Raw genomic sequence first — 1628 nt, forward strand, 5'->3', positions numbered from 1 at the left:
GAGCCTTTAATCACCAGTCAATCAGGGAAAAGGTTGTCATTAAATTACAGTACGACAGGAATCGTTAAGGAATTACTGGAAAAATACCGGATTGGGAAATTTCACAACTTACGGCATTTTGCTGCGGTACGTCTTATCAAAAAACACAATGATATTCACGTTATTTCTAAAATGTTGGGTCACAAAAACATTGAGACGACGTCAAATATTTATGGGCGATTTTCAGGGTCAATTTTCGAGTTAAATTTTTAACATTTGCGTTTATTTTTTAACCATTAAGGTAAATGGGGTTAAATCCTTACTTTTTTGCTATCAAAGGGATTCAGCAGGATAAATCACAGAATAGCCAAAAACGTCTATTTCCGCATTTTTTTTAATCCTATTTCCGCAGTGGATAACTCACTTAACTTAAACACCCGATTAAAATTTTTCTCTACGGTTTCCGCAAAATCTGTCCGCACCCAAAATGCGGATTCTCTGGTTTGTTGCACAAATGTTAAATTAATTGAAGGTAAGTCATGCCAGCGAGAATAGTTTTTAAGAAAAACTACATTGATTTTGTCCGTGATGTAGCGCTAGCGAATGGCAAAGTTTCTAATCGAATGATCGCAAAACGTCTTGCTATCGATGAGAAAACTATCAGAAATTGGAGGCGTGAGTATTATGATTTTGATAGGGCTTTTGGTGAAGCTCTATCGATGATTAGAGAAAAGATAATAAAAACGGCGGTAAAAAACCTTGATGTCAGAAAAATGAAAACTATCAATAAGACCCCTGACGGTGAAAGCGAAAGTATCAAGGAAATACACCCTACCCACAATGATATTGCCGTTTTTGAGAAGATTGGATTAAGTAGTGTGATTATGTCTCAGGAAGAAGAAAAAATATGTTATTTGCAAACAATTCTAGAACGAAAGAATTCAGGGGAAATTACTCCGCTTCAAGCTGGTCAACTTATTGAGATAGAAGGTATACCCGTCCCTAACACGCTATTGCTAGAAATCAAACAAGCATCGGGACTTGATGAATCACAAGATATTTTCCCTTCTGTCATTCAAGTTATCGGTGGAAAATTTAAACATGATGAAAATAGCAACCGTTAAAATTCCTCCAAAACTCGTTAAGGTTTTTAACCGTTGTGCTCGTTATCGTTGCGCTTACGGTGGGCGAGGAAGTGGAAAAACCCGTACCTTTGCGTTGATGTTGGCGGTTAATGCTTTTAATGCAGCAAGGGTGGGCAAAAAAGGCGTGATACTTTGTGCCCGTGAATTCATGAACTCACTTGAAGACTCGAGTATGCAGGAAGTGAAACAGGCAATACAAAGCGTCAGTTGGCTTAATCCTTTTTTTGATATTGGTGAAAGATATATTCGTACCAAAGACAAGCGGGTTTCTTTTGTATTTTGTGGATTAAGGCATAACTTGGATAGCCTAAAATCAAAATCATCAATTTTGTTCTGCTGGATAGATGAGGCTGAAAACGTACCAGAGTACGCATGGCAAAAATTAATCCCTACGGTGCGAGAAGAAGGCTCTGAAATTTGGGTGACGTGGAATCCTGAGCGAAAAGGGAGCGCAACCGATGTTCGCTTCAGACAGAAAAAACCAAGTAACTGTATTTCGGTTGA

3 protein-coding genes are annotated in these 1628 nt (G+C 38.1%); all 3 read left to right on the plus strand.

Translation table 11 applies throughout. From position 1 onward, the window contains the following. Positions 1 to 252 (plus strand): tyrosine-type recombinase/integrase (locus G468_RS21920; RefSeq protein WP_034250490.1); only part of this gene is annotated, 252 nt, incomplete at its 5' end. Between the two features lie 266 nt (positions 253 to 518). Next, positions 519 to 1103: a helix-turn-helix domain-containing protein gene (locus G468_RS0117695; protein WP_026824114.1), complete on the plus strand. Its 585-nt coding sequence runs from the start codon at positions 519 to 521 to the stop codon at positions 1101 to 1103. After that, on the plus strand, positions 1081 to 1628 hold a 548-nt coding region (locus G468_RS0117700; protein ID WP_420885104.1), incomplete at its 3' end, for a phage terminase large subunit. The genes G468_RS0117695 and G468_RS0117700, both read left to right, overlap by 23 nt.

It is taken from the genome of Arsenophonus nasoniae DSM 15247 (assembly GCF_000429565.1).
GTDB lineage: Bacteria > Pseudomonadota > Gammaproteobacteria > Enterobacterales > Enterobacteriaceae > Arsenophonus > Arsenophonus nasoniae.

Excerpts from the sequence above, each read along its gene's own strand:
- G468_RS0117695 (WP_026824114.1), top strand. The coding sequence starts at position 519 with ATGCCAGCGAGAATAGTTTTTAAGAAAAACTACATTGATTTTGTCCGT.